The sequence below is a fragment of the Gemmatimonadota bacterium genome (genome assembly GCA_016713785.1).
GTDB lineage: Bacteria > Gemmatimonadota > Gemmatimonadetes > Gemmatimonadales > GWC2-71-9 > JADJOM01.
Window position 1 is genome coordinate 1,408,415 of the sequence record JADJOM010000003.1, and the last position, 26,592, is coordinate 1,435,006.

Annotated in this window: 30 protein-coding genes and 2 pseudogenes; 23 read left to right on the forward strand and 9 right to left on the reverse strand. The window is 71.2% G+C overall.

Translation table 11 applies throughout. The annotated features are described in order from the left end of the window. Nucleotides 1-24 precede the first annotated feature (24 nt). Both IPJ95_14400 and sulP read left to right on the forward strand, forming a co-directional pair. The gene (locus IPJ95_14400) at nt 25-423 is read left to right on the forward strand and encodes a DUF983 domain-containing protein (GenBank protein MBK7924793.1); all 399 of its coding nucleotides are present in this window, start codon (nt 25-27) and stop codon (nt 421-423) included. Nucleotides 424-425: 2 nt separating this feature from the next. Continuing rightward, nucleotides 426-2,132 (forward strand): sulfate permease, encoded by a 1,707-nt coding sequence (sulP, locus tag IPJ95_14405; GenBank protein MBK7924794.1) that lies wholly within the window; start codon nt 426-428, stop codon nt 2,130-2,132. A gap of 108 nt (nt 2,133-2,240) precedes the next feature. On the opposite strand, the gene IPJ95_14410 is transcribed toward sulP, so the two are convergent. After that, a complete protein-coding gene (locus IPJ95_14410; protein ID MBK7924795.1) occupies nt 2,241-2,915 on the reverse strand; it encodes a sulfite exporter TauE/SafE family protein in 675 nt (224 codons plus the stop codon). 129 nt (nt 2,916-3,044) lie between these two features. Between IPJ95_14410 and ccoN the strand changes: the two are divergent. From ccoN to IPJ95_14465, 11 genes and pseudogenes are all read left to right on the forward strand, one after another. Beyond that, nucleotides 3,045-5,178 (forward strand): annotated as a pseudogene (gene ccoN / locus IPJ95_14415) (cytochrome-c oxidase, cbb3-type subunit I). Further along, nucleotides 5,175-5,354 carry a CcoQ/FixQ family Cbb3-type cytochrome c oxidase assembly chaperone gene (locus IPJ95_14420; protein MBK7924796.1) on the forward strand — a complete coding sequence of 60 codons (180 nt, stop codon included), beginning with the start codon at nt 5,175-5,177 and terminating at the stop codon, nt 5,352-5,354. The pseudogene ccoN and the gene IPJ95_14420 overlap by 4 nt, the downstream one beginning before the upstream one ends. Continuing rightward, complete coding sequence (locus IPJ95_14425) at nt 5,351-5,917, forward strand: c-type cytochrome (GenBank protein ID MBK7924797.1); 567 nt, start codon at nt 5,351-5,353, stop codon at nt 5,915-5,917. The genes IPJ95_14420 and IPJ95_14425 overlap by 4 nt, the downstream gene beginning before the upstream one ends. 26 nt (nt 5,918-5,943) lie before the next feature. After that, entirely contained in the window at nt 5,944-7,275 is a 1,332-nt protein-coding gene (ccoG, locus tag IPJ95_14430; GenBank protein ID MBK7924798.1) for a cytochrome c oxidase accessory protein CcoG, read from the forward strand. Continuing rightward, the gene (locus IPJ95_14435) at nt 7,265-7,414 is read left to right on the forward strand and encodes a hypothetical protein (GenBank protein MBK7924799.1); all 150 of its coding nucleotides are present in this window, start codon (nt 7,265-7,267) and stop codon (nt 7,412-7,414) included. Before ccoG ends, IPJ95_14435 begins: the two co-directional genes overlap by 11 nt. Further along, nucleotides 7,383-9,785 carry a heavy metal translocating P-type ATPase gene (locus IPJ95_14440; GenBank protein ID MBK7924800.1) on the forward strand — a complete coding sequence of 801 codons (2,403 nt, stop codon included), beginning with the start codon at nt 7,383-7,385 and terminating at the stop codon, nt 9,783-9,785. Before IPJ95_14435 ends, IPJ95_14440 begins: the two co-directional genes overlap by 32 nt. Beyond that, entirely contained in the window at nt 9,786-9,926 is a 141-nt protein-coding gene (ccoS, locus tag IPJ95_14445; protein ID MBK7924801.1) for a cbb3-type cytochrome oxidase assembly protein CcoS, read from the forward strand. Between the two features lie 88 nt (nt 9,927-10,014). Continuing rightward, a complete protein-coding gene (locus IPJ95_14450) occupies nt 10,015-10,443 on the forward strand; it encodes a cytochrome c (protein ID MBK7924802.1) in 429 nt (142 codons plus the stop codon). A gap of 104 nt (nt 10,444-10,547) precedes the next feature. Continuing rightward, the gene (locus tag IPJ95_14455) at nt 10,548-11,009 is read left to right on the forward strand and encodes an Hsp20/alpha crystallin family protein (GenBank protein MBK7924803.1); all 462 of its coding nucleotides are present in this window, start codon (nt 10,548-10,550) and stop codon (nt 11,007-11,009) included. 119 nt (nt 11,010-11,128) lie between these two features. After that, the gene (locus IPJ95_14460; GenBank protein MBK7924804.1) at nt 11,129-11,455 is read left to right on the forward strand and encodes a hypothetical protein; all 327 of its coding nucleotides are present in this window, start codon (nt 11,129-11,131) and stop codon (nt 11,453-11,455) included. After that, the gene (locus IPJ95_14465) at nt 11,452-11,904 is read left to right on the forward strand and encodes a DUF302 domain-containing protein (protein MBK7924805.1); all 453 of its coding nucleotides are present in this window, start codon (nt 11,452-11,454) and stop codon (nt 11,902-11,904) included. The genes IPJ95_14460 and IPJ95_14465 overlap by 4 nt, the downstream gene beginning before the upstream one ends. Here the strand turns inward: IPJ95_14465 and IPJ95_14470 are convergent. Continuing rightward, entirely contained in the window at nt 11,901-12,770 is an 870-nt protein-coding gene (locus IPJ95_14470; protein MBK7924806.1) for a CHAD domain-containing protein, read from the reverse strand. The two genes, IPJ95_14465 and IPJ95_14470, sit on opposite strands and share 4 nt — an antisense overlap. Nucleotides 12,771-12,810: 40 nt before the next feature. Next, on the reverse strand, nt 12,811-13,467 hold the full coding sequence (locus IPJ95_14475; protein ID MBK7924807.1) for a phosphoribosyltransferase: 657 nt from the start codon (nt 13,465-13,467) through the stop codon (nt 12,811-12,813). Between the two features lie 73 nt (nt 13,468-13,540). Here IPJ95_14475 and IPJ95_14480 point away from each other — a divergent pair, with 73 nt between their 5' ends. From IPJ95_14480 to IPJ95_14490, 3 genes are read left to right on the forward strand one after another with little or no spacing between them, the layout of a single operon-like run. Continuing rightward, on the forward strand, nt 13,541-14,617 hold the full coding sequence (locus tag IPJ95_14480) for a hypothetical protein (GenBank protein ID MBK7924808.1): 1,077 nt from the start codon (nt 13,541-13,543) through the stop codon (nt 14,615-14,617). 12 nt (nt 14,618-14,629) lie between these two features. After that, the gene (locus tag IPJ95_14485) at nt 14,630-15,055 is read left to right on the forward strand and encodes a hypothetical protein (GenBank protein MBK7924809.1); all 426 of its coding nucleotides are present in this window, start codon (nt 14,630-14,632) and stop codon (nt 15,053-15,055) included. After that, the gene (locus IPJ95_14490) at nt 15,055-15,471 is read left to right on the forward strand and encodes a hypothetical protein (GenBank protein ID MBK7924810.1); all 417 of its coding nucleotides are present in this window, start codon (nt 15,055-15,057) and stop codon (nt 15,469-15,471) included. Before IPJ95_14485 ends, IPJ95_14490 begins: the two co-directional genes overlap by 1 nt. Here IPJ95_14490 and IPJ95_14495 read toward each other — a convergent pair. Continuing rightward, nucleotides 15,468-15,884, reverse strand: a complete 417-nt coding sequence (locus tag IPJ95_14495; protein ID MBK7924811.1) for an Rrf2 family transcriptional regulator — start codon at nt 15,882-15,884, stop codon at nt 15,468-15,470. The two genes, IPJ95_14490 and IPJ95_14495, sit on opposite strands and share 4 nt — an antisense overlap. A gap of 161 nt (nt 15,885-16,045) precedes the next feature. Here IPJ95_14495 and IPJ95_14500 point away from each other — a divergent pair, with 161 nt between their 5' ends. From IPJ95_14500 to IPJ95_14530, 7 genes are read left to right on the forward strand one after another with little or no spacing between them, the layout of a single operon-like run. Then, a complete protein-coding gene (locus IPJ95_14500) occupies nt 16,046-16,528 on the forward strand; it encodes a cytochrome c (GenBank protein ID MBK7924812.1) in 483 nt (160 codons plus the stop codon). 52 nt (nt 16,529-16,580) lie between these two features. After that, a complete protein-coding gene (gene nosZ / locus IPJ95_14505; protein MBK7924813.1) occupies nt 16,581-18,539 on the forward strand; it encodes a Sec-dependent nitrous-oxide reductase in 1,959 nt (652 codons plus the stop codon). A 58-nt stretch (nt 18,540-18,597) separates the two neighbouring features. Then, on the forward strand, nt 18,598-19,212 hold the full coding sequence (locus tag IPJ95_14510) for a hypothetical protein (GenBank protein MBK7924814.1): 615 nt from the start codon (nt 18,598-18,600) through the stop codon (nt 19,210-19,212). Then, nucleotides 19,212-19,679 (forward strand): nitrous oxide reductase accessory protein NosL, encoded by a 468-nt coding sequence (locus IPJ95_14515; protein MBK7924815.1) that lies wholly within the window; start codon nt 19,212-19,214, stop codon nt 19,677-19,679. Before IPJ95_14510 ends, IPJ95_14515 begins: the two co-directional genes overlap by 1 nt. After that, a complete protein-coding gene (locus IPJ95_14520) occupies nt 19,679-20,899 on the forward strand; it encodes a nitrous oxide reductase family maturation protein NosD (protein ID MBK7924816.1) in 1,221 nt (406 codons plus the stop codon). Before IPJ95_14515 ends, IPJ95_14520 begins: the two co-directional genes overlap by 1 nt. After that, a complete protein-coding gene (locus tag IPJ95_14525; protein MBK7924817.1) occupies nt 20,896-21,612 on the forward strand; it encodes an ABC transporter ATP-binding protein in 717 nt (238 codons plus the stop codon). The genes IPJ95_14520 and IPJ95_14525 overlap by 4 nt, the downstream gene beginning before the upstream one ends. Beyond that, nucleotides 21,609-22,400 (forward strand): ABC transporter permease subunit, encoded by a 792-nt coding sequence (locus IPJ95_14530; GenBank protein MBK7924818.1) that lies wholly within the window; start codon nt 21,609-21,611, stop codon nt 22,398-22,400. The genes IPJ95_14525 and IPJ95_14530 overlap by 4 nt, the downstream gene beginning before the upstream one ends. 16 nt (nt 22,401-22,416) lie before the next feature. Here IPJ95_14530 and IPJ95_14535 read toward each other — a convergent pair whose 3' ends face one another. From IPJ95_14535 to IPJ95_14555, 5 genes and pseudogenes are all read right to left on the reverse strand, one after another. Then, nucleotides 22,417-23,181, reverse strand: coding sequence for an ABC transporter permease (locus IPJ95_14535; protein MBK7924819.1), 765 nt, complete (start codon nt 23,179-23,181; stop codon nt 22,417-22,419). A gap of 25 nt (nt 23,182-23,206) precedes the next feature. Continuing rightward, nucleotides 23,207-24,147 (reverse strand): annotated as a pseudogene (locus IPJ95_14540) (ATP-binding cassette domain-containing protein). Nucleotides 24,148-24,157: 10 nt separating this feature from the next. Next, nucleotides 24,158-25,231, reverse strand: a complete 1,074-nt coding sequence (locus IPJ95_14545) for a DUF1611 domain-containing protein (protein ID MBK7924820.1) — start codon at nt 25,229-25,231, stop codon at nt 24,158-24,160. A 165-nt stretch (nt 25,232-25,396) separates the two neighbouring features. Beyond that, nucleotides 25,397-26,164: a PspA/IM30 family protein gene (locus IPJ95_14550; protein ID MBK7924821.1), complete on the reverse strand. Its 768-nt coding sequence runs from the start codon at nt 26,162-26,164 to the stop codon at nt 25,397-25,399. A gap of 6 nt (nt 26,165-26,170) precedes the next feature. After that, nucleotides 26,171-26,563 carry a hypothetical protein gene (locus tag IPJ95_14555; GenBank protein MBK7924822.1) on the reverse strand — a complete coding sequence of 131 codons (393 nt, stop codon included), beginning with the start codon at nt 26,561-26,563 and terminating at the stop codon, nt 26,171-26,173. Nucleotides 26,564-26,592 lie beyond the last annotated feature (29 nt).

Sequence of the window (26,592 nt, forward strand, 5' to 3'; positions counted from 1 at the left end):
CCACCTCCCCAGCATGCGAAGGCCATGACCCCCTCGTCCCTCCCCACCCTGCCGTCCCGGCGAGTGATGTTCACCCGCGCGCTCCAGCGCCATTGCCCGGCCTGCGACGGGCACCCGCTCTTCGCCGGCTGGTTCCGGATGCGGGACCGGTGCCCCTCCTGCCACCTGCGGATGCGGCGGGGCGAGGATGGGTACACGCTCGGCGCGCTCTGGTTCAACCTGTTCCTGGCCGAGCTGATCACCATGTCGTCCTTCGTGCTCACGCTGGTGCGGACCTGGCCCGATCCCCCGTGGGACGTGCTGCAGGTGGTGGGGCCCATCGAGGCGGTCGTGATGCCGCTCCTGGTCTGGCCCTTTGCCCGGACGCTGTTCCTCGCGTTCGACCTCTGCATCCGTCCTCCGGAGGCCCGGGACCTCGCCTGACCATGCTCGTCCCGAAACTCTTCACCACGATGCGCGGGTACCGCCGCGCGGACTTCCTCGGCGACCTCTCCGCGGGCCTCGTGGTGGGCATCGTGGCGCTGCCGCTGGCGATCGCCTTCGGGATCGCGAGCGGGGCCACCCCCGAAGCGGGGCTGTACACCGCGATCCTCGCGGGCTTCCTGATCTCCGCGCTCGGCGGCTCGCGGGTGCAGATCGGCGGGCCCACCGGGGCCTTCGTGGTGATCGTGTACGGGGTGATCCAGCAGTACGGCATGGAGGGCCTGGCGGTCGCGACGATGATGGCCGGGGTGATGCTGATCATCCTGGGCGTGGCGCGGCTGGGGGGGGCGATCAAGTTCATCCCCTTCCCGGTCACCACCGGATTCACCTCCGGCATCGCCATCATCATCTTCTCCAGCCAGGTCCGGGACCTGCTCGGCCTGCGGATGCCCGCGGTCCCGGCGGAGTTCCTCGCCAAGTGGGAGAGCTACGCCGCCCACCTCGACACCTTCAATCCGTGGGCGCTCGCGGTGGGTGGCGCCGCGCTGGCCATCATCCTCCTGTGGCCCCGGGTCAGCCGGCGGCTTCCGGCGCCCTTCGTGGCCCTGGTGGCGTGCACCGCCGCCGCCCAGCTGCTCCACCTCCCGGTGGAGACCATCGGTGACCGGTTCGGCGCGATCCACGCCGTCCTGCCCGCGCCCCGGCTCCCGACCGTCACCTTTGCCCTGCTGCGGGAGCTGAGTGGCCCGGCGCTCACCATCGCCCTGCTGGCGGCGATCGAGTCGCTGCTCTCCGCGGTGGTGGCGGACGGGATGATCGGCTCCCGGCACCGCTCCAACATGGAACTGGTGGCGCAGGGGGTGGCCAACATCGTCTCGCCGCTGTTCGGCGGCCTGCCCGCCACGGGGGCGATCGCGCGGACGGCCACCAACGTGAAGAACGGCGGCCGCACCCCCGTGGCCGGGATCATCCATGCGATCACCCTGCTGCTGATCACGCTGTTCTTCGGCACATGGGCGGCGAAGATCCCGATGGCGGTGCTGGCGGCGATCCTGGTGGTGGTGAGCTACAACATGAGCGAATGGCGCCGCTTTCGCGGGGAGCTGCGGGCGCCGCGCAGCGACGTGGCGGTGCTGCTGGTGACCTTCGCCCTGACCATCCTGGTGGACCTGACGGTGGCGGTGGAGGTCGGGATGGTGCTTGCGGCCTTCCTCTTCATGAAGCGGATGAGCGAGGTCACGAACACGAGCCTGGTGAGCCGTGAGTTCGGGGATGCCGAGGAACCCGAGGGCGGCGATCCGGGGGCGACGGGACTGCGGGAGGTGCCCGAGGGAGTGGACATCTACGAGATCGACGGCCCGTTCTTCTTCGGGGCGGCCGAGTCGTTCAAGTCGGCGATCGGCAACGTGGCGCGGCGTCCGCGCGTGCTCATCATCCGGATGCGCCGCGTTCCGGCCATCGATTCCACCGGCCTGGCCGCGCTCCGGGACGTGGTGCACCGGAGCCGCCAGGAGGGCACCCTGGTGATCCTCTCCGACGTGCACTCCCAGCCGGTGATCGCGCTGACGCGGTCGGCGTTCTACGAGGAGCTGGGCGAGGACAACCTCACCGGCACCCTGGACGATGCGCTGGACCGGGCCCGGATGTACCTGGGCCTGCCCACGGCCGAGCGCCCGGCCTTCCTCTCCCCCGGCGCTGCGACTGACTGATTGCCCCCGGGCCACCCGGGCACTCCGCTCCGCGCCGGCCCCCCTCCGCCGGACGCCTGCGTGAAGGCGTCTTCATCTCGACTCCCCCCTCGCTTCACACCTCCCGGCCTAGTGTTCCGGCGGAATTTCGGGACCTGACGTGGCCGGTGCCATCTGGTGGTGCTGGTGTCCGGTGCTGCCCATGCTCATGGTGGCGCGGTTCCAGATGGTCCACAGCCCGATCGCCAGAGTGACACCCGCGAAGAGCCGCCGGCGCCAGCGGGAGCCCAGCAGCACCCGTTGCACCCCGACCGCCGCGACGGAGAGGGCCGGAACGGTCCCGATCCCGAAGGCCAGCATGGCCAGGGCGCCCGCGGCGGGAAGGGTGGCCGCGACGGCGAGGGCGAGGGCGGCGTAGACCATGCCGCACGGCAGGAACCCGTTGACCACGCCAAAGAGGTACTGGGCGGCCAGGCCGGGATTGCCGGCGGCCTTGGCACCCACCGTGGTGAGCCTGAGGGGCACCAGCCTTGGCTCGGGCACCAGGCCGGCCAGGGCCAGGGCAAACCAGACCAGCAGGGCGGCCGCGACCGCCCCGGGCAGCCAGGCCGGACCGGGCAGCAGGCGACCGAAGGTGCCGGCGAGGGCGCCGAGCAGGGCGTAGGTGGTCAGCCGGCCCGCATGCCAGGCGGCTAGGCCGCCCCGGACCCGGCCGCAGCTGGCCGCGAAGGCACCGCACATGCCGATACAGTGGAGGCTCCCCAGGAGCCCCGCGAGGAATGCAGCCGAGAGCAGTTCAACCATACATGCGCCTATGGGGGAGGTAGAGACGCCGTGCAAACTACTGCGGTGAGTTCCGCGGACGAAGCCCGCTATGACGACGAGGTGGTGAAGCTGTTCGCCACTGCGACGGTGGTGTGGGCGGTTGTCGGCATGCTGGCGGGAGTCTGGATCGCGCTCGAGATCGCATACTGGCCCGCGAACCTCGGCCTTCAGTGGACGACCTTCGGGCGGCTGCGCCCGCTCCACACCAACGCGGTCATCTTCGCCTTTGGCGGCAACATCTGCTTCACCGGGATCTACTACTCGATGCAGCGGCTGCTCAAGGTCCGGATGTTCAGCGACGCGCTGTCGCGGATCCACTTCTGGGGCTGGCAGCTCATCATCGTCGGCGCGGCGATCACGCTGCCGCTCGGACTCACCCAGTCCAAGGAGTATGCCGAGCTGATCTGGCCCATCGACGTGCTGATCACGCTGATCTGGGTGGTCTTCGCCATCAACTTCTTCGGCACGGTCTACAATCGCAAGGTGAAGCACCTGTACGTGGCCATCTGGTTCTACATGTCGTTCGTGATCACGATCGCGGTGCTCCACATCGTCAACAGCCTGGCCATCCCCGCCACCCTGCTCCGCTCCTATCCCATCTACGCCGGACTGACCGACGCCCTGGTGCAGTGGTGGTACGGGCACAACGCGGTGGGCTTCTTCCTGACGACCCCGTTCCTGGGGTTGATGTACTACTTCCTGCCCCGGATCTCGGGGCGCCCGGTCTTCAGCTACCGGCTGTCGATCATCCACTTCTGGGCGCTCGTGTTCCTCTACATCTGGGCGGGGCCGCATCACCTGCTGTACTCCTCGCTGCCGGAATGGGCCCAGACGCTGGGCATGACGTTCAGCATCATGCTGATCGCGCCCTCCTGGGGCGGCATGCTCAACGGCCTCCTGACCCTGCGCGGGGCGTGGGACCGGGTGCGCACCGACCCGGTGCTCAAGTTCCTGGTGGTGGCGGTGAGCTTCTACGGCATGAGCACGTTCGAGGGCCCGATGATGTCCATCCGGGCGGTGAACAGCCTGTCGCACTACACCAACTGGACCATCGGGCACGTGCACTCGGGCGCGCTCGGGTGGAACGGGATGCTCACCTTCGGCATCCTGTACTGGCTGGTCCCGAAGCTGTGGAACAAGCCGCTGGCCTACCCGGGCTGGGCCACGACGCACTTCTGGCTGGCGACCATCGGCATCGTGCTCTACACCGTGTCGATGTGGGCCGCGGGCCTGACCGAAGGACTGCAGTGGCGCGCGTTCGACGCGGCGGGCCAGCTCAAGTACCCCAACTTCGTCGACATCGTGCACCAGCTGCAGCCGTTCTACCTGCTGCGCCTGCTCGGCGGCCTCCTGTTCTTCACGGGTGCCGTCATGTTCGCCGTCAACTTCGTCAAGACCGTGTCCGGACCCGCGGCCGCCCCGGCGCCCGCCCCGGCCGCCGCGCGCTGAGGACATGACCATGAGCACTCCGAACGAGACTGGCTACACCTCGGCGCACCGCACCCTGGAGGGCAAGAGCGCGCTCTTTGCCGTCATGGTGACGGTGGCCATCCTGATCGGCGGCATCGTCGAGATCATCCCGCTCTTTTCCACCACCTACGGGCCCGAGGCGCTGGCGGGCGTGACGCCGTACACCGCCCTGGAGGTCGCGGGCCGGGACATCTACGTCCGCGAGGGCTGCTACACCTGCCATTCGCAGATGGTGCGGCCGATGCGGGCCGAGGTGCTGCGCTACGGCGAGTGGACCCGCGCGGGCGAGTACGCGTACGACCACCCGTTCCTGCTCGGCTCCCGCCGGCTGGGGCCGGACCTGCAGCGGGTGGGCGGCAAGTACCCCGACGCCTGGCACTTCGAGCACATGCGGGACCCGCGGGCCACCTCCCCGGGCAGCGTCATGCCGCCCTACACCTGGCTGCACCGGCAGGCCTATGATCCGGCCGACATCCAGGCCTCCCTGCGCGCGCTCAAGAAGGTGGGCGTGCCCTACACCGACGAGCAGATCGCCGGCGCCCCGGCCGACATGCAGGCCCAGGCCGCCGGGATCAGCGAGCGGCTCAAGGCCGCCGGGATCGATGCCGATCCCGGGAAGGAGATCGTGGCGATGATCGCGTACCTCCAGCGCCTGGGCAAGGATGGCCGGGCGGCCATCGCCGCCGGGGCCACCGCCCCGGCGCCCACCCCGGCCGCGCCCGCCGTGCAGGCCGCGACGGCCCCGGCCCCGGAGCAGGGGGTGACGCCATGAACCCGCTCTTCCGGGAAGCGGCCGAGAGCGTCCAGCTCGGGTGGCTCCTGGGCACCACGACGGTGCTGTTCCTCGCGGCCTTCCTGTTCTGGACCTGGTGGGCCTGGACCGACAAGCACAAGACCCGGTGGGAGGCGGCCAGCCGGCTCCCCTTCAATGACGGAGGCGACGCGTGAGCAAGCAGGAACTGAACCAGGTGCTGGGGCACGCCGACGAGGCCGATGGCATCGAGGAATACGACAACCCCCTGCCGAACTGGTGGCTGGGCCTGTTCTACTTCACGATCGTCTGGGCGATCGTCTACGGCATCCACTATCACTTCGTGGCGCACCGCTCCGAGGTGGCCGCCCTCGCGGCCGAAATGGAGGACGCCAAGCAGCGCTGGCCCCAGCAGGCGGCGGCCGCCGCCGCCGTCACCGTGGACCTGTCCGAGGCGAACGTGGAGGCGGGTGAGGGCATCTACACCGCCAATTGCGTCGCCTGCCATGGGGCGGACATGAAGGGCGGGATCGGGCCCAACCTGCTCGACACGACCTGGATCCACGGCGGGACCCCGGAGAACATCCAGCACACCATCACCGTGGGCGTGCCGGACAAGGGCATGCTGACCTGGGGCCCGATCCTCGGCCCCGAAAAGGTGGCCCAGGTGACCGCGTACCTGGTGCACAAGAACCGGGAAGCCACCGGGACCACGGGCGGGGACGCCGACACCAAGCCCGACAGCGCGGGCCAGTCGTAAGACCGGACAACGAGAAGGCGGAGAGCATGATCGGCTTCACCCACAAGCGGAAGTGGATCTATCCCCAGACGGTCACGGGCCAGTGGCAGCGGCTCCGCGGCTGGACCTTCGGGGCGCTGCACCTGATCCTGTTCGTGACCCCCTGGGTCACGATCAACGGCAACCCGGCCCTGCGCATCGACCTGCCGGGCCGGCGGCTGTTCGCGTTCGGCGGGATCTTCACCGCCGCCGACACGATCTTCCTGCTGTTCCTGCTCCTGTTCCTCGCCTTCTCGCTGTTCTTCTTCACCTCGTTGTTCGGCCGGCTGTGGTGCGGGTTCGCCTGCCCGCAGACGGTGTTCCTCGACGCCTGGGTCCGGCCGGTGGAGCGCTGGATCGAGGGCGACTGGACCAAGCGCCGCAAGCGGGACGAAGGGCCGTGGACGGTCGACAAGGCCTGGCGCAAGGCGGCCAAGTGGGGCGTCTTCGCGCTGTTCTCGTTCCTGATCTCCATGGCGTTCATGAGCTACTTCGCCGGGGCCCGGGAACTGTGGAGCGGCACCGCCGGACGCACCTCGTACACCCTGGTGGGCATCTTCGCGGTGGGCTGGTACTTCGACCTGGCCTGGTTCCGGGAGCAGTTCTGCACCTACCTCTGCCCGTACGCCCGCTTCCAGAGCGCGCTCACGGACGAGGAGACGGTGCTGGTCCAGTACGACATCACCCGGGGCGAGCCCCGTGGCGGCCTCAACGCCAAGGAGGTGGGCCGCTGCATTGACTGCAACAAGTGCGTGTTCGTCTGCCCCACGGGGATCGACATCCGCAATGGCTTCCAGCTCGAGTGCATCGCCTGCGCCCGCTGCATCGACGCCTGCGACATGGTGATGGAGAAGCAGGGGCACGAGAGCCTGATCAGCTTCGCCTCGATCGCCGAGCAGCGGGGCCGGAAGCCCCGGGCCCTGCGGCCCCGCACCGTGGTGTATGGTGGGCTGCTGACGGGCATCGCGGCCGCCGGCACCATCCTCATGGTGGCCCGCGCCCCGTTCGACGCCGCGGTGCAGCGGGCGCCGGGCACGCTCTACACCCAGGATGCCGACGGCTACGTCCGCAATACCTTCCTGCTCAGGGTGACCAACAAGCAGCAGGCCGCCGCACCGATCCGGTTCCACGTGCGGGTCGAGGGACTGCCGGATGCCGAGATCCTGGTGCAGGACCTCGCCCTGGGCAGCACCGAGAGCCAGACGGTGCCGCTGATCATCCGGGTCAAGTCGACACCGGACATGGCGCGGACCATCCCGATCGCGGTGCACGTGAGTTCGCCCACCAAGGAGGTGGAGGTCGCCGCCACCTTCAAGACCGGAGGTCACGTTGCCAACTAGCAGCCCCGCCGGCCGGCGCTGGCCCCGGGCCATCGCCATCGGCCTGTTCCTCGTGGTGGTGGTGAATGTCCTGTTCGCCTACCTGGCCATCCACGGCGCGGACGACGTTGTCAGTTCCTACAACACCGAAGCCCGGTAACGGGCCGGACCGCGCCCGGGGCGCCGCGAGCGATCGCGCCGCCCCGGGCGCTTGCTGTCCGCACTGCGGTGCCGCCGTCGAGGGCGACACCAACGCCTACTGCTGCCGTGGCTGCGAGATGGCCGCGGCCATCATCCGGGGCGCGGGACTGGAGCGCTACTACCAGGACCGCACCGACTTCGCCCCCCGCCCCGACGCCGCGCTCGGCGAGGACTGGTCCCGGGTCGAGGTGGCCACCGACCCCGCGGGCCGCTGCGAGGCGCGCCTGGTGGTCGACGGCCTCCGCTGCGCCTCCTGCGTCTGGGTCACCGAGAAGGTGCTGGAGCGCACCCCGGGGGTGGAGCACGCCATGGTGAGCTACGCCACGGGCCGCGCCACCCTGCGTTGGGACCCGGCCAAGGTGGACCTCCCCGCGCTGGCGCGCCGCATCGCCGCCCTGGGCTACCGGCCCCGCCCCCTCGGCGGCGACACCGCCCCCGACCGTGGCCTCCTGCTCCGGATGGGATTCGCCGCCATCGTGGCGATTGCCACCATGGGCCTCTACGAGGGGCTCTATGCGGGCTGGTGGTACGGCAGCATCGATCCCGGGCTGGCGACGCTGTTCCGGTGGACCAGCCTGCTGCTGTCCACCCCGGTGACCTTCTGGTGCGCCGAGCCGTTCTTCGCCGGCGCCTGGTCAGGCCTGCGCAACCGAGTCCTGCACATGGACCTGCCGATCGCCCTCGGGATCGCCATCACCTACCTGCACGGCCTGGTGGCGACCCTGCTGGGCCAGGATGCCTACCTCGACTCCCTCACCATGCTGGTGGCGCTGCTGCTCGCCGGACGGGTGCTCGAATCGCGCAGCCGCCGGCGCACCACGGATGCCGCGGCCGCCCTGGTCGGGACCGTGCCCCAGACGGCGCGCCGCCTGACCGACGCGGCGACCCCCGCCCCCACCGGCGCGCGAACCCCCGGCGAGACGCTCGAGGTGGTGCCGGTGTCGGCGCTCCACGCCGGCGACCGGATCGACGTCGGCGCCGGCGAGGAGCTGGCGGCAGACGGGACCGTGGTCGAGGGGTCGGGCCAGGTGCGCCTCGCCCTGCTCACGGGCGAGGCGGCGCCGGTCCTGGTCGGCCCCGGCGACCAGGTCGTGGCCGGCACGCTGCTGGTGGACGGCGCCATCACGGTCCGGGTCGAGGCGGTGGGCGGGGCCACGGTCGTGCATCGCATGGCGGCCGAGCTGCGGGCGGCGCAGGACCGCGGCCTGGCGCCCACCTCCGCCGATCGCATCGCCCCCTGGTTCACCGTCGGCACGCTCGTGGTGGCGGCCCTCACGCTGGCGGGCTGGTGGGTGGCCCGCGGCCTCGGGCCCGCGATCGCCAACACCGTGGCGGTGCTGGTGGTGGCCTGCCCCTGTGCCCTGGCGCTGGCCCACCCCCTCGCCGCCGCCGCCGGCCTGGCCAGCGCCGCCCGGCGCGGCCTGCTGCTGCGCTCCAGCGACGCCCTCCTCCGGCTGGCCGACGTGACCGTCGCGGGCCTGGACAAGACCGGCACCCTCACCGCCGGCACGATCACCGTGACCGAGGCAAGCGACGCGACCCTCCGGGTGGCGGCGGGGCTCGAGCGCTACAGCGTGCACCCGATCGCCCGCGCAATCACCGCGGAGGCCGCACGGCGCGGCATCCCGCTCCCACAGCCCCGCGACGTCCGCGAGCTGCCCGGGACCGGGATCAGCGGGGAGATCGACGGCCGTCGCTGGAGCCTCGCGAGCGCCGGCGCCGGCGCGGTCCGGCTGACGGCGGAGGATGGCACGGGGGCGCCTGGGCCGGCGCTGATCCGGCTCGGAGACACGACCCGCGACGATGCCCGGCAGGCGGTCGAGGCGCTCCGCCGCCTTGGCATCCGGAGCGTGCTGCTCACGGGCGATCATGCCGCCGCCGCCAAGCGCGTGGGGCAGGATGCGGGCATTCCCGCGGTGCAGGCGCGCCGCGACCCCGCCGCCAAGTCGGCGTGGGTGCGGGCGCAGCAGCAGGCCGGCGAGCGGGTGCTCTTTGCCGGGGACGGCCTCAATGACGGCCCCGCCCTTGCCGCCGCCGACGTGGGCATCGCCATGGCCAGCGGCGCCGCGAGCACGGTGCTGGTCGCCGATGGCATTGTCTCCACCGGCGCGCTGGGCCCGGTGGTCGCGGGCATCCGGGCCGGGCAGGCCGCCCGGCGCATGGTGAACTCGAGCCTGCGCCAGGCGATCATCTACAACGTGGTGTCGGTCGGTGCCGCGGCGCTGGGGCTCGTCAACCCGCTGGTGGCCGCCATCCTGATGCCCATCTCGAGCACCCTGGTGATCTGGAACGCCACCCGGGTGGAACGCCTGGTGCGGAACGGAGACTGAATGCGCGCCTATTACCTCCTCCTGCCGCTGGCCCTGCTGGTGGGGGCCATCTTCCTCGGGCTGCTGCTCAAGGCCATGAAGGACGGCCAGTTCGACGACCTGGACGACCCGCCCCAGCGCATCCTGCACGACCAGGACTGATCCCCGCCACAAGGCCCCTTCAGCGCCGCTTGAAGGGCGCTTCACGTACCGCGCGCCAGCTTTGCCGGTACCCCCTCGGGAAGGCCCCATGCCCGCCACGCGCCTCCTGCCCCTGCTGCTCGCTGCGCTCAGCGCCGTCGCGCCACTCGCCGGCCAGGACCCCAGCATGCCGCCGATGGCCCCGCCCAGCCAGGTGACCGATTCCGCCGTGGCGCGCGGGCGCGAGCTCTTCCACGGCTCGGCGAACTGCGTGGCCTGCCACGGCCTTGAAGGCGTGGGGACCGACAGCGGCCCTGCCCTCGCCCAGGGCGTCTGGCTGCACGGCTCCGACAGCTTCGAGGGGATCCTCAACCGCGTGATTCACGGCCTGCCCAAGGCGTGGACCACCCGCGGGGTCACCATGCCGATGCGGGGGTGGGCGGAGCTCACGGACCTGCAGGCCAGGGACGTGGCCGCTTACGTGTGGCGCCTGAGCCACGCGTGGGCCGCGCCCGCGGCGCCGCGCCCGCCTTCATGAGCGAAGATTCGGTGGTGGTTCAGCCGCGCTTCAGCGGTCGATGGCTAGCTTGATCGTGCCTGAGTCAGCATCGCACCGGTGAACGGTTTCGCAAGGAGGATCCTATGAAACTCACCAAGATGCAGGCAGGCGTGCCGACGATCGTCCGTGACATGGACGAGGTGTTCGACCGGCTGCTGAACGGGCCGCTGCCCTTCCCGGCGATGAACCTGGAGCCCCTGAAGCGGGCCATGGAAGGGACCTGGATGCCGGCGCTCGACCTGACGGAGACCGAACGGGAGTTCGTGATCCGCGCCGAGGTGCCTGGGGTCCCGCGGGAAAACCTGGATGTGCACCTCGAGGGGGAGATCCTGACCCTGACGGGCCACCGGGAGAAGGTCGTCCGCGAGACCAACGAGAACGTGCTGTGGGAGGAGCGGGAGACGGGCAAGTTCGTGCGGACGCTGCGGCTGCCCCGCCCGGTCGACCCGACGAAGGTCGATGCGCACTACACGGACGGGATCCTGACCGTGCGCCTGCCCAAGATCGAAACCGCAGTCAAGAACAAGATCCTGATCAAGGCCTGAGCTCCCGCCACCCCGCGCCGCCCCGGCCCCCTGGACCGGGGCGGCGTTGGCTTCAGGGGCAGAGGTGCGATTCACCCCGGCCTACCACCCTGTGGCGGCCTCGGGCCGCGGGAGCATCCATGCTGCGATTGAGCGGGCGCGGCCACCGTCCCACCTCGCTGGAAGAGCAGGCCATCGAGGCCGCGACGGCGATCCTCGCCTCCGAGTTCCCGGAGCTGGCGGAATGCCACGTGGTGCTGAGCGTGCCCTTCCGCAACGCCCACGGCGAGCCTGGCGCCGTTTCGTTCAGGCTTGGGCTCACGGTGGAAGACGCCGAACTGGCCATCACCCGGCCCGCGAAACCAGGCTTCACGGAGGCGCTGGCCGACGCCTTCACCGCCGCCCGGCTCCAACTGGCCGACTACCGCGGCACGCAGCCAAACCCGACGACTGTGGCGGTCCCATGACATTCCGTATCGCTGAGGGGCAGGCCACAGCGCCCGCCCCGGCGTCACCCCGGGCCTTCCGGGTCAAGCTGCCCGTGGAGCAGGCACAGGCCGTGGCCAGGCTGACCCATGCGCTCGCCGCCGAGGGGTTCGGGATCGTCACCCGCGCGGACCTGCAGGCGACGTTTCGTGAGAAGCTGGGCCTGACCTATCGGCCGTACCTGATCCTCGGCGTCTGCAACCCGTCCCTCGCACACCGTGCCCTCGAGGCGGACCCTGAGGCCGGGCTGCACCTGCCCTGCCCGGTCACGGTCGAGGCGGACCCGGCCGGTGGGACCGTCGTGCGGATCGCGGACCCCGCGGCCATCGCCGGCGATGGAGCCCTCGCCACCGTGGCGGCCGAGGCGCGAGAGCTGCTGGGCCGGGTGGCAGATCACCTCCGCGCCCACGCCCGGACGATCGCGTTCTAGACCGCCGCTGACGGCGGGCCCAACAACGCCCAGCAGCGGGAGCGCACGCCGGCATCCAGGTAGCGCGCCCGCCACGCCGGCCACGGGGCCATCGCGGCGGCGGCCCGGGTGCGCGCCACCGCGCCGAGCGCGGGTTCGAGGCCGGCGTGGACCAGCATCCGCAGCATCACCCCTTCATCGTGCCAGGCCCCGAGTGCGTCCTGCATGGCGTGCAGCTCGGCGAGCCACGCCTCGATCGGTGCACCGTACCAGCCCGACAGGCACTCCAGCCGGTACCGGAGCGCCTTGAGCCGTCGGCGCAGGCGGTGCAGCGGGCGGCCACCCGGGTCGTCGGGTTCCGGGATGCCCGCCACGGCCCACCCCGGGTGGACCAGCACCCGGGACGCGGTGGGCGCGATCAGCCAGGGGAGGAGGTGTGGTGGGGAGAGGGTGGCGAGGGGAGTCCATGCCGGCGTGGCGATCCACTCCGTGAGCGCCGCGATCATGCGGCGGGTGGAGCGCCGCCGCAGGACCAGCCGGCCCCGCTCCTCGGCGTCGTCGGTACGCGCCCGGAGTGTCGCGATCACGTCGGCGAGCGGCCGCTCGCTGGTGCGCAGCGCCTCGACGCGCGCGCGCAGCACGTCGAGGTCCCGGCGCGCGCCGAACCGCTGCTCGACCCGGCGGAGGACTCCGGGCCGCGCGGCCGCGGGTAGCGCCAGCAGCGGGCGCCAGAGGAGGAGGGCCGCGTGCAGCCGTCGGGCGGTGACCCGCACCCGGTGCGCGGCCTCGTCGTCGCCCGTGTCGCCACTGGCCTCCGCGGCCCCGCGGAAGGCGTCAAGCCGCTGCGCCAGCGCGTCGGCGATGGCCGGTGCAAGCGGGGCGGACACGGCCCTCCCCTCCCCGGGGGGCACCCGGTAGATTCGCGGTTCAGCCGCCGAGGACCGCAGGGAGCCCGGGCCGGCTGTGGCGCACCATCGAGCCGACCTCGCCCCCGGTGGTCTGCTCGAAAGTCGGGTCGCAGATCATCGCGGCCACCGGCGCTTCCACCGGGTAGAGCAACACCGGAACAGCGGGCAGCGCCTCGAGGCGACGGACCAGGTCCCGGCTGGCGCTCGGCGCCGCGAAGATCACCCGCACCGCTCCCTGATCGCGGAGCGCCCGCGCTGCGGCGATGACCGTGATGGCCTCGGCGAGGCCGTCATCCGTCAGGATCACCGTGCGGCCCGCCACCGGCACCGGCGCGGCCCCCCCGCGCCAGGAGCGGGCAAGCCGCTCTGCGGCGCGGGAGGCTTCGGCGACAAGGCGTTCGGTGTAGTCGGGAGGGAGGTCCAGCGCCCGGAGCCGCTCGGATTCCAGCGAGACCGCGCCATCAGCCACCGCGCCGAACGCGCCATGCGCCCGGCCCGGGACCTCCAGCCGGCAGACGGCGATGACATCCAGCGGCGCCTCCAGCGCACGAGCGACTTCACTTGCCACCCGCGCGCCACCCGCCGAGAGCGCCACCACCACGGGGACATCCTGCACCAGGGCGCCCAGCCCCACCGCCAGCCGCCGCCCTGCTTCGGCCCGGGTCAGGATCAGCATGAGGTCCTCCAGATGAGGGGCAACGAAAATGTCGGGGCAACGACATGAGCAAACAATGAAGGAGCGGTGAGGGATGCCCGAGATCCATCCGATGTTCGTGTTCGAGGTGGCGCAGGCCATCGACCTCGACCAGGTCGAGCGGCTACTGGGCGGCACCTCGGCGCGCCAGACCTTCCGCCATCGCGGCCGGGCCACCTCGTTCTTCCAGTATCGCCCGGCGCCACTGCGGATCTCGCAGGAACGTGCGTCGCTCGTCATCGACCGGTGGGCCACCGAGCCGCAGATCGACCTGGTCCTCTACGACTTCGGCGCCGCGACCGTGACCTACCAGCTCCCCGTGGATGGGGGGCTCGAGGCGCTGCTCGAGGCGAGCATCGCGCTGCGGCGCTCGGAGGTGCTGCGGCTCGATGCCCACGCGCGGGTGGAGGCCCTGCTCACCTCGGTCGGTGCCGCCGTCCAGCGGCCGCGGGTGGCGGACTTCACCGAGGACTACACGCTGATCGGCATGCGGCAGCTGCCCGGCGGCGGCACGGCCACCGCCTTCTGTGAGGCGCAGGCCGGGCTGATCGCCCGGATCCTGCGGCCGGACGCGGGCGGCCTGTCGGCGGAGGAGGTGGCCAACGCCACCGAGGTGCGGATCTCGTTCGGCCCGGACGACGTCACCATCATCGACTGGGACGCGGCGTTCGTGCTCGACCCTGATCCCGAGGACGTGCGGGCGGTGCTCGAGTTCGCCAACGTGCAGCTGCTCGAGATGCGCTGGCTCGACCTGCAGCTCGACCGGGCCATGGAACGCTCCTATCACCTGCTGGGCCGGCCGCAGGGACTCCGGCTGCTGCTCCCCTCCTCCGCCAGCGCCGACCTGCACCAGGTCGCGGAGCTGCAGCTGGAGAGCGCCGTCATGCTGGAACGGGTCTCCAACGCCCTGAAGGTGTTCGGCGAGGAGTACCTGACGCGGATCTACCGCCTGGCGGCCAGCCGGTTCCAGCTGGGCGAGCTGGATGGGTCGATCACCCGCAAGCTCGGCACGATCGAGAGCATCTACCAGAAGCTCTCCGACCGCGCGGCCGGGGTGCGGATGGAGGGGCTGGAATGGGTGGTGATCATCCTGATCGCGATCGAGATCATCCTGAGCCTCACCCATCGCTGAGCCAGGCACGCCATGCCGCCGCTCTCCCGCGCGTTCGTGAAGGCCGGCTTCGTCGCCCTGCTGCTCGCCCTCGCCGGGGAGCTGCTGCAGGTGCGCCCCACGAGCCTCTGGCCCGCGCTGCCGCGCGCCGCCCTCCACCTGACCGCCCTGCACCTGCTCACGGTGGGGTGGTTGCTGCAGCTGATCACGGGGGTGGCGTACTGGATGTTTCCGCGGCATCCCAGCGACCCGCCGCGCGGCCGGACCGGGCCGGGGTGGGCGGGCTGGGCGCTGCTCAACACGGGGCTGCTCTGCCGGGTGGTGGGTGAGTCGTGGCAGATGGGGTGGCATGGGCCCGCCTGGCCGCTCCAGCTCTCGGCCGCCCTTCAGCTCGTCGCGGTGATCCTGCTGGTCCGCCTGCTGTGGCCCAGGATCCGGGCACTGCCGGGGCAGGACTGATGCCCCCCCTTACCGTCTGGCTGTTGCGCGCCGCCCTCGCGAGCCTCGTGGGCGGGACCATCCTGGGCGCGCTCCTGCTGGCCGGCGCGCCCGCCGCGGGAGCACTGCACCCGGGGCTGCGGCAGGCCCACCTGCTCCTGCTGCTCTTCGGCTGGCTGCTGCCGTTTGTCCTGGGAACGGCCTACTGGATGCTGCCTCGGCACGCGACCGGTCCCGGACGCGGCGTCCCCACCCTCGGGCGGGCCGCGGTGGCAGCCTATGGCGCGGGCCTTGGCCTGCGCCTGGCGAGCCTGGTTCCCGGCGGGGGGCGGCTGGCGGCGCCCGGCGCCCTGTGCCTTGCGGTGGGCGCGGCGGGCTTGATCGGCCTGCTGTGGGGACGGGTCCGGCCCTTCGGCGCCGGCCGAGCCCGGCCCTAGGAGCGCACCGCGCGCCGCTCGCTGACCAGGTCCGCGACGGTGGTTTCGCGGAAGAACTCCGAGATCCGCTCCGACACGCCCTTCCACCGACGGTGCGCCGCGCAGGAGTTGTGGTCGGTACAGTTGGCCCTACCCATCAGGCACGTGCGCTTCCCCGTGACATCATCGAACAGGCCCACCACCTCGACGAGGGGGATCTCGCGGGGGTCCCGGGCGAGCCGGAACCCGCCGAGCTTGCCGCGCGTGGAGTCGAGGATGCCGGCCCGGGCGAGCTGGTGCAGCGTTTTCGACAGGTAGTTCTGTGGGATCCCGAGCGCATCAGCGAGCCGATAGGCCCCGACGGGCTGGCCCCCCGGCTCCTCGGCGATCGTCAGGACCGCCCGCAACGCGTACTCGGCCGTCTGGCTCAGCACCACGCCCCCTGCTGACAACGGTTCTCTGAAGGTGATTTCATGGACCCAATTCACATCTATTCATGCGAATATCGCGATACTGTGCCTGCAAGATGGCGCCAGCCGGCGCAGAGACCCCAACGATCTCCATGAAACAGTCTTCACCGCGACGGAGTCCCCAGATGCGACACGCGCTCACCCCGACCCTCCGGCTCGGCACGCTGGCGGTGGCCTTCCTGCTTGGCTGCTCCGGGAAATCCGAGGCCCCGGCCCCGGCCGCCACCACGTCGGCGGCCCCGGCCGCGCCCGGCGGCCTGACCCCCTTCCAGATCGAGCACGGCATCGGCCCGGTGACCGAGGTGGTCACCCTCGGACCGGTCGACGCGGCGCTGGCGGCGGCGGGCAAGGCCACCTTCGACAGCAAGTGCTCCGCCTGCCACAAGATGACGGACAAGTACGTGGGTCCCCCGCTGGGGGACGTCACGACGCGCCGCTCGCCGGCCTACGTGATGAACATGCTCCTCAACCCCGAGGAAATGTACGTCAGGCACCCGGCCGCGCGGCAGCTGCTGGGCGAATACATGACCCAGATGCCTAACCTGGCCCTGACCCGGGACCAGGCGCGGGAGGTCGTGGAGTACCTGCGGACGCAGGCCCCGAAGTGATCCGGCAGTGGACCGCGATGGTCCGAATGGCATGAACCTGGAGATCCACACGATGCGCGCACTCCCGTTCTTCCGCACCTCTCTGGCCAGCGCCGGCCTCGCGGCCGCCGTGCTGGCGACCGCTTGCGCCAAGCCGGCCGCCCAGGCCGGCGGGACCGGCGACGCGGCCAGCCGCGTCTACGTCGCCCCCGGGCAGTACGACGAGTTCTACATGTTCGCCTCGGGCGGGTTCTCGGGGCAGCTGGCCGTCTACGGGCTCCCGTCCGGGCGGCTGCTCCGCGTCATCCCGGTCTTCTCGCAGGACGGCGAGAAGGCCTACGGCTACAGCGAGCAGAGCAAGCCGATGCTGCAGACGAGCTACGGCTTCGTGCCGTGGGACGACTCCCATCACCCGTCCCTTTCCAAGACCGACGCGCTGAACGACGGCCGCTGGATCTTCATCAACGGCAACAACACCCCGCGGGTAGCGCGGATCGACCTGGCCGAGATGAACACCAAGGAGATCATCGAGATCCCGAACGCGGCCGGGAATCACGCCTCGCCGTTTGTCACCCAGGGGACCGAGTACGTGGTGGCCGCCACCCGGTTCAGCGTCCCGACCCCGCAGCGGGACGTGCCGATCGCGAGCTACAAGGAGAACTTCGGCGGGCAGATCTCGTTCATCGCGGTCGACCCGAAGACCGGGAAGATGACCCTCGCCTTCCAGATCCACATGCCGGGCTTCGACTATGACCTGGCCCGGCCGGGCAAGGGGCCGTCCCACGGCTGGGCGTTCTTCACGTCATACAACAGCGAGCAGGCCAACACGCTCAAGGAACGGAACGCCTCCCAGAATGACAAGGACTTCATCGCGGCGGTGAACTGGCAGGTGGCCGAGCAGTGCGTGGCGCAGGGCAAGGCGAAGCGCTGGCCCACCCGGTACGCCCACAACTGGGTGGACGCCGGGGACGTGGCGCACTCGGAGATGGTGAGCGGCTCGACGGTCCTGGAGCCGTCGGACTGCCCCGGCATGGTGTACTACCTGCCGACCCCGAAGTCGCCGCACGGCGTGGACGTCGACCCGACCGGCGAGTTCATCTCCGCCGGCGGCAAGCTCGCCACCGTGATCCCGGTCTTCGGGTACAGCCGCATGGCGAAGGCCATCGCCGACAAGGCCGTGGACCGCGAGATCGGCGGCATCCCCGTCCTCACGTACGAGTCGGTGATCTCCTGCGAGGTGAAGGAGCCGGGCCTGGGCCCGCTGCACACCGAGTTCGACGACAAGGGCAACGCCTACACCTCCATGTTCGTCTCGTCCGAGATCGTGAAGTGGCGGGTCAAGGACTGCGCGGTGCTGGACCGGATCCCGACCTACTACGCGATCGGGCACCTGCTGGTCCCCGGGGGGGACACCCGGAAGCCCGACGGCAAGTACGTGATCGCCCTCAACAAGATCACCAAGGACCGCTACCTCCCCACCGGCCCCGAGCTGGCCCAGTCGGCGCAGCTGATCGACATCACGGGCGACAAGATGCAGCTCCTGCTCGACTTCCCGACCATCGGCGAGCCGCACTACGCCCAGGCCATCGCCGCCTCCGCGATCCGCGACCGGCAGATCCGGACCTTCCCGCTGACCGAGAACACGGACCCGTTCGCGACGCGGCAGGAGAAGGACGCCCGGGTGGAGCGGAAGGGCAACGTGGTGCACGTCTACATGACCGCGATCCGCAGCCACTTCATGCCCGACAACATCGAGGGGATCGAGGTCGGCGACAGCGTGTACTTCCACGTGACGAACCTCGAGCAGGACTGGGACGTGCCGCACGGCTTCGCGATCACCGGAGCCAACAACTCCGAGCTCCTGGTGATGCCGGGCCAGACGCGGACGCTCGCGTGGGTGCCCCAGCGGCCGGGCGTGCTGCCCTTCTACTGCACCGACTTCTGCTCGGCGCTGCACCAGGAGATGCAGGGCTACATCCGGATCTCGGCCCGGGGAGCGGGTGTTCCGCTCACCTTCAATACCTCGAAGTGACCCCGGACGGCCGGCCCGGGGCGCTCCGCCCCGGGCCGGCCATCGGGCAGGAAGACCCATGGCACGCACCTCCCGTCTCTGGCTCGCCGCCGCCGCGCTCTCGCTGGCGCTGGTCTACTGGCTGCCGCTGTGGCATATCGGGCTCCAGGCCCCGCAGTACCCCGAGGGGCTCGGGCTCTACATCGCCGTCAACCGGATCGTGGGGGAGAAGCCCCAGGACCTGGAGAGCATCAACAACCTGAATCACTACATCGGCATGAAGCGCATCACCCCGGCCGACATCCCGGAACTGCGGTACATGCCGTGGCTGGTCGCGGGCCTCATGGGCATCGGGCTGCTGGCGGCGCTGACCGGGAAGCGGCCGCTGCTCTATGCCTGGGTGGGACTGTTCCTGGCGGGCGCGCTGGCGGGACTCGCCGACTTCTACCGCTGGGGTTATGACTACGGTCACAACCTCGATCCGGACGCGATCATCAAGATCCCCGGCATGACGTACCAGCCGCCCCTCCTCGGCGCCAAGCAGCTGCTCAACTTCTACGCCACCTCGTGGCCCGCGTCCGGCGGGATGGTCCTGATCGCGGCCATCCTCGTGGGCGTGGTCCTCGCGGCGCGGGAATACCGCGGGGCGCGCCGCACGCCGGCGGTACCGCACTCCGCCGCGGTCATCGCCTGATGCGGACGTGGCCCGGGAGCTGGCGCGCCGGCGTCCCCGGTGGGGTGCTCCTCGCCCTGCTGGTCGTGGCCTGCGCCCCGCGCGGGCCCCGCCCGCTGGCGCTGGGCCGCGAGCCGTGCGCCCACTGCCACATGACCATCATGCAGGAGCGCTTCACGGCGCAGGCCATCCTGCCGACCGGCAAGTCCTTCGTCTTCGACGACGTGGGCTGCCTGGCCAGCTGGCTGGCGGCCAGCCCCGACGTCCCGGCCTCGGTCTGGGTGTGGAGCGCGGTCCCGGGCGAGGGCTGGCTGCCGGCGGCCGACGCGGTGTATATCCACAGCGACAGCCTCCGGACCCCGATGGGTGGCAACCTCGCGGCGGCGCGTCCCGGCACCGGGGCCGACAGCCTCCGGGCGGCCCTCGGCGGCGCCCTGCGCGCCTGGGCCGAGATCCGGAACACCCGCCCCCCACCACCGGCGTCCTGATGCTGCTCCTCGCGGTCACCCTCGCCGCGCTCCCCCCGCGCACCCATGTTGTCGAGCCTGGCGGCCCGCTGTCGACGGTCAGCGCCGCGCTGGCCCTGGCCGGGGATGGTGACACCATCGTGATCCGCCCGGGGACCTACCATGAGCCCGAACTGCGGATCAGCCGCCGGCTCACCCTGCGGGGCGAGGGCTGGCCGGTGCTCGTGGGGGGGAACCACCAGATCCTCACCGTGACCGCCGACAGCGTGACGATCACGGGCCTGGTGCTGCGGGACATCAGCCCGAGCGCCACCGACGACCGCGCGGCCATCAAGGTCCGCGAGGCCCGCGGCTGCCGGCTGGAGAACAACACCCTGCTCGACACCTTCTTCGGGATCTACCTGTCCGGGGTCACCGGGTGCGTCGTGCGCGGCAACCGGGTGCGCGGCCATGGCACGACCGAGGCCCTGACCGGGAATGCCATTCATGCCTGGAGCTCGAGCGGACTGCTGATCGAGGACAACGTGGTCCGGGGGCACCGCGACGGCATCTACTTCGAGTTCACCAGCGACGCCACCGTGCGTGGCAACACCAGCACCGGCCAGCTGCGCTACGGCCTGCACTTCATGTTCTCCAACGGGTGCCGCTACCAGGACAATACCTTCGACGGGAACGGGGCCGGGGTGGCCGTGATGTACAGCCACCACGTGGTCATGACGGGCAACACCTTCCGGCGCAGCTGGGGCAGCGCGGCCTACGGCCTGCTCCTCAAGGAGATCAGCGACAGCCGGCTGGAGCGGAATCGGTTCGACCAGAACACCATCGGACTGTACGCCGAGGGCACCAACCGGGTGCTGGCGCGGGGCAACGAGTTCCTGGGCAACGGCTGGGGCGTGCAGGTGATGGCCGACGCGCAGGACACGCGCTTCGAGCGCAACCGCTTCGCGGGCAACTCGTTTGACGTGAGCACCAACAGCGTGAACGCGGCCAGCGCCTTCCGGGAGAACGCCTGGGACCGGTACACCGGCTACGACCTCGACCGCGACGGCTATGGCGACGTGCCCTTCGCGCCGGTACGGCTCTTCGCGGTGGTCGTGCAGCAGCACGAGCCGGCGCTGATCCTGCTGCGCAGCTTCTTCGTGTCGCTGCTCGACGCCGCCGAACGGGTGGCCCCGGTGCTGACGCCCCGGACGATGGAAGACCCCCGCCCCATGATGCAGTGGACCGCGACGGCCCCATGACCGCCGTCACCGCCCGCGGGATCACCAAGCGCTTCGGGCGCCTCGAGGCGCTCCGGGGCGTGGACCTCACCGTCCCCGCGGGCCGCATCACGGGACTCGTGGGGCCGAACGCCGCCGGCAAGAGCACCCTGATCAAGGCGATCCTGGGCCTGGTGCGGCCGGACGCCGGCGAGCTCTCCGTGCTCGGCCAGGCGGTCAATGGCGACGAGCGGTATCGCCACCGGATCGGCTACATGCCGCAGGCGGCACGCTTCCCCGAGAATCTGACGGGCGCCGAGGTCCTCGCGATGGTCCGCGACCTCCGGGGCAGCACCGTGCCGCTGGACCAGGGCCTGCTCGAGGGCTTCGCCCTGGGCGCCGAACTCGGCAAGCCGGTGCGGACCCTCTCGGGCGGGACCCGGCAGAAGCTCTCGGCCGCGGTGGCCTTCCTGTTCCGGCCCGACCTGCTGATCCTCGATGAGCCCACCGCCGGGCTCGACCCGGTGGCCAGCGGCATCTTCAAGGAAGCGCTGGCGGCGGCCCGGGAGCGGGGCGCCTCGATCCTCCTGGCCACCCACACCCTCAGCGAGCTGGAGGCGCTGGCCGACGACATCGTCTTCCTGCTCGAGGGACGGGTCTGCTTCCACGGGCCCCTGGCCGACCTGAAGGCCCGGACCGGCTTCGCCAACCTGGAGCGGGCGGTGGCGTCGCTCATGCTGCGGGGGCCGGCGTGAGGACCGCCCGCAAGATCCTCGGCTACCAGCTGCGCGACATCGCCAGGAACCGCTGGGTGCTCGGCTATACGGGGCTGCTGCTCCTGCTCACCGAGGCGCTGTTCCAGCTCGGGGGAGACGCCGGGCGCGTGGTGCTCTCCCTGCTCAACCTGGTGCTGATCCTGGTGCCGCTGGTGGCCCTGGTCTTCGGCACGCTCTACCTCTACTCGGCGCGGGAGTTCATCGAGCTGCTGCTGGCGCAGCCGGTGGGTCGGGGGGCGATGTTCGCGGGGCTGTGGGCCGGCCTGGCGCTCCCGCTGTCCGGGGCGCTGGTCGCCGGGGTGGGCCTGCCCTTCCTCCTGCACCTGGGGGACGGCGCGGCGCCGCTCCGGCCGGCGCTGGTCCTCCTCGGCACGGGGGTGCTGCTGACCCTGGCCTTCACGGCCATCGCGTTCCTGATCGCGCTCTGGTGGGAAGACCGGGCCCGCGGCTTCGGGGTGGCGCTCCTCACCTGGCTGGGCTGCGCGGTGCTGTATGACGGCCTGGTCCTGCTGGTGGTGGCGCTGTTCAGCCGCTGGCCGCTGGAGACGCCGCTGCTGGTCCTCACCCTGCTCAATCCGCTGGACCTCGGGCGGGTGCTGCTGCTGCTCGACTTCGACGTGGCGGCCCTGCTGGGCTACACCGGCGCCGTCTTCCAGCGCTTCCTGGGCACGCCGCTCGGGATGGCGGTGGCCGTCGGGGCGCTGCTGCTGTGGACCGCGGTGCCGCTCGCCCTGGGCCTCCGGCGCTTCCGGCGCCGCGACTTCTGAGGCCCACCCTCCCTGCCTAGCTGATGGTCCGCCGCACGAAGGCCCGCACGCCGACGGCGCCCAGCGCGAGCGTGGCGAAGCCCAGCGCGCCCAGGAAGGCCCACGGCGGCATGTGGGGCAGCTCGGGCGTCAGCGCGGCGCGCAGTCCCTCGCTCATGTAGACCAGCGGGTTGACCAGGACCGCCACCTGCAGCCAGCGCAGCGGGCGCAGCGTGGCCCACGGGTAATAGACGCACCCCAGGAAGGTGATCGGCACCACCACCACGGCGAACATGAGGCCGATCTGCTGGGGCCGGACGATGGTGCCCAGCGCCAGCCCGAGCGCCCCGGCGGTGAGGCTGGCGAGCAGCACCACCGCCACCAGCAGCGGCCAGCTGGTCACGTGCAGCGCCACGGGGGTGGCGGGGATGAACGCCACGAGCGGGAAGACCACGAGCCCGGCGATCACGCCCTGGACGGCGCCCATGACCAGCTTCTGGATGGCCACCAGCTCCACCGGCACCGGGGCGAGGACCCGGTCCTCGATCTCGCGGGTGGCGCCGAGCTCCATCGAGAGCGGGAGTGCCACGCTCGAGATGCCGGTGAACACCATCCCCACCGCCACCAGGCCAGGCACCACCACGGTGGCGTAGTTCACCCCCGCCGCCCCCCCCTGGAAGCCCTGGCCGATGTGGGGGAAGACGTAGGTGAACACGAAGACGAACAGCAGCGGGTTCATCACCGTGCGGGTCATGAGCGGCAGGAAGCCGCGGCGCAGCACCCGGAGGTCGCGCAATACCATCCCCCAGAGGGGCCGCAGGTAGCCGTCAGTCACGGAGCTCCCTTCCGGTGAGCTGGATGAACACCGTCTCCAGGGTGGGGTCGTGGATCGCCACGTCGCGCAGGCCGGCCGGGACGGCAAGCTCGACCAGGCGGGGCAGCAGCCCCTCGCGCGAGGTGGCCAGCACCCGGTACCCGGTGCCGGTCGGGTGCACCTCCCGCACCGCTGGGAGGGCGGCCACCGCCGCGCGGAGGGCCTCGGTGGGCCGCTCCACGTCGAGCTCGATCACCGTCGCGGCGCTCACCCGCTGCTTGAGCTCGGCCGGGGTGCCGGTCACCAGGATGCGCCCGTGGTCCATGATGGCCAGGCGGTCGCTCAGGCGGTCCGCCTCTTCCATGTAGTGGGTGGTGAGGAGCACCGTGATGCCGGCGGCCTTGAGGCCGCGCACCAGCTCCCACAGCGCCAGCCGACTCTGGGGATCGAGGCCCGCCGTCGGTTCGTCGAGGAAGAGCATCGCCGGGCGGTGCGCGATGGCCCGCGCGATCTGCACCCGCTGGGCGAGCCCCCCGACAGGCTCAGCGCCATGCTGGCGCCGCGGTCGGCCAGGCGGAACTGCTCCAGCAGCTCCGCGGTGCGGCGGGTGGCCTCGGCCCCGGAGAAGCCGAAGTAGCGGCAGTGATAGTAGAGGTTCTCGTGGACGGTGCAGGCGCGGTCGAGCGTGTTGTATTGCGGGACCACGCCGATGGACCGCTTGATGGCGGCGCCGTGCGCGGTGACATCACGCCCGCCCACCAGCACCCGGCCGGCGCCGGCGCGCACCCGGGTGGTGCAGATCCCGACGGTGGTGGTCTTGCCCGCGCCGTTGGGCCCGAGCAGGGCGAAGATCTCGCCGGGGGCCACCTCGAGGTCGATGCCCGCCACCGCCTCGATCGGGGGCGGGCCGGGAAAGGTCTTGCGGAGTCCTTCGATCAGCAGCGCCGGGGCCACGCGCCTCCGTTCAGGCCTTCCGGCCCGCGACGTAGGCCAGGCGCGCCCGGACCACCGCCTCGACCAGCGGCCCGGGGCCGAAGCGCACCGGGTCGGTGCAGGGAAGGCCGGTCTCCCGTGCCGCCGCGTCACAGGCGGCGCGGGCGTCAGCCTCGGAGAGGTCGTAGGTATTGAGCGCGATCCCGATGGTGCGGGTGGGATGCACGAACCCGGCGACGGTCTCGTACAGGCGCACGTACTCCGAGAGCGGCGGGATCCGGAGCCACGAGGCCTCGCGGTAGTCCCCGATATACTCGCGCGAGGCCTGGTGGCAGAGGATCAGCGCGTCGGGGCAGGAGCCGTGCAGCAGCCCGCAGGTCACCCCGGAGTACCCGGGGTGGTTCAGGCTCCCCTGCCCCTCCACCAGCACGATATCCGCGTCCGTGCTCCCCTCGAGCACCAGCCACTCGGCCGCGCCGGCGATGAAGTCGGCCACCACAGCGTCGACCGCGAGACCCCAGCCCTCGATCATGATGCCGGTCTGGCCGGTGGCCACGAACCGGGTGCGCAGTCCCCGGGCATTGAGATCCTTCGTGATCTGGAGCTGGCTGGTCATCTTGCCGACGTTGCAGTCGGTGCCCACGGTCAGGATGACGAACGGCTCCACCTCCTTGGCCTTGCCCGAGGCCACCGGCAGGTGCGCCGGGGGCCGCCGCAGGTCGTGGATGACGCGCCCGCGTTCGCGTGCCCGCGCCGCCAGGGCGGGGTCGTCGGCCAGGAAGGTGTGCAGCCCGCTCCAGAGGTCACAGCCGGCGTCCAGCGCGGCGAGCAGCCACCCGCGCCACTCCTCCGGCAGTTTGCCCCCCATGGGCGCGATCCCGATGAGCACCTGGTCGGGCTGGCGGGCCAGGCCCTCCGCCATGGAACCGACCACCGGGATGTCACCGCCGAAGCCGAGGACCTGCTGCACCGTCTGGCCCGCCGTGACGCGGTCCACCACCGCCGCGATCCGGTCGGGGAGGTAGCGGATCACCGAGTTGGCGGTCTTGGAGGTGAGCGGGCCGAACTCGCCGTCGGCCAGGATGAGGAAGCGGGAGCCGTGCATGGGAGCTTGGGGAATGGGGAAGGGGGAGCGGTGCACCGGGGGGCATCCGCCCCCCGCGATCGGGCAGTAAGGTATCACCGGGCCAACCGCGGCGAAACAGGCAACGGCAAAGGGGGTGGCCGAGGCCGCCCCCTTCCCTCCCGGCCCCTGGCTGGCCCCGGACGCCTACTTCTTCTCGTCCTCGTCGTCGACCAGTTCCGCCTCGACGGCCTCGCCGGCGCCCTTGCCGAGCTGCTTGGCGGGGCCGCCGCTGCCCGCGCCGAGCATCCCCATCTTGGCCTTGAGCTCGAGCAGCTGCTGGTCCGGGGCGCCCTTGTACTCCAGCGCCTGGAACTGCTGCAGCAGCTGGTCGCCCTCGAACTCGTTCTGCAGCTCGGCCGCGGCGATGGCCTTGCGCTCCTGCTGCTCGATCTTCTCGGTCATCCGCTCGAACGACTCGAAGGCGGACTTGTCGGACATCCCCGACATCGTCTCCTGGATGCGCTGCTGGGCCTCCGCGCGGCGCGCCCGGGCGATGAGGATGTTCTTCTTCCGCTTGGCTTCCTCGATCTTGTCGTTGAGGCCGCGCAGCGAGGCCTTGAGGTTCTCGGTCTCGGCCTTGTGCTTGACCCAGGTCTCGTGCAGCTGCTGGGCGCCCTGCATCGCCTCGTTGTAGCGCAGCAGCGCCTGCTTGGCGAGGTCGTCCCGGCCCTCCTGCACGGCGAGCATGGCGCGACGCTCCCAGTCCTCGGCCTGCTTGCGCATGGCTTCGGCGTCGGCCTGGAGCTTCTTCTCGTCCGCGATGGCGGAGGCCACCTGCTGCTTCGCCTTGGCCAGCTGGCCCTTCATGTCGGCGATCAGCTGGTTGAGCATCTTCTCCGGGTTCTCGGCCCGCGAGATGAGGTCGTTGAGGTTCGACCGGATCAGCGTGGACAGACGGTCAAAGATCCCCATGCGATGTCACTCCCGGTACGGCGCCAGCGCGCCGAGATGCGTGGCCAGGGCAAGCGTCAGCGAATCGAAGCTCGCCTCGAACTCGTTGAAATCCAGGTTCTCCAGTTCCAGCGTGTCGACCAGGACCACGCGGTCTCCCTCGAGGCCGTAGGCGCCGTGCACCAGGTCGCGGGCGTTGTAGCCGAGCAGCGCCCGGCAGAGTTCCGCCTGCTTCTCGGCGCCGACCGGGAGGGTCATCACGGTCACCCGGAGGATGACCACCGGCGGGGCGAAGTGGACCACCACCTCGGCGCCGGCCGTGGTGCGGACCACCCACAGTCCGGACTCGATCTCCCGCACATCGGCACTGCCGCTGTCGAGGCGGTCGAGGAAGTTCTCGATGTCGTCCTTGGCTCGCATCCACGCCCTCCTTGGGCGGTTCGGGCTAC